Consider the following 276-nt stretch of genomic DNA (forward strand, 5'->3'; position numbering starts at 1 on the left):
TGGCAGGCCTATGGTGACCGCCCGGATGTCCGCCAGGCGCTGCTCACATGCCTCGCCGGCGCGCAGGGCGTCTGCCTGGGCCTGGTCGGCGTGGCCATGCTCCCGCGTCGACGGCCACTGCACGGGGAGGCACGCTTCGCCTCTCGCCGCGAGATCGAGAAGGCCGGCCTGCTCAAGGACCACGGGATCATCCTGGGTCGCCTTGGCAGTCGGTATCTTGTCCTTCCGGGCCAGCAGGGCGTCGAGCTCGAGGCCCCGCCGCGCAGCGGCAAGGGT

1 pseudogene is annotated in these 276 nt (G+C 71.7%); it reads left to right on the top strand.

Annotation, left to right across the window (positions count from 1 at the left end):
• Positions 1-276, top strand: a pseudogene (locus SB771_RS34295) (type IV secretory system conjugative DNA transfer family protein); the annotation flags it as partial.

Source organism: Burkholderia sp. SIMBA_051 (assembly GCF_046534915.1).
In the GTDB taxonomy this organism is placed as follows: Bacteria; Pseudomonadota; Gammaproteobacteria; order Burkholderiales; family Burkholderiaceae; genus Burkholderia; species Burkholderia ambifaria.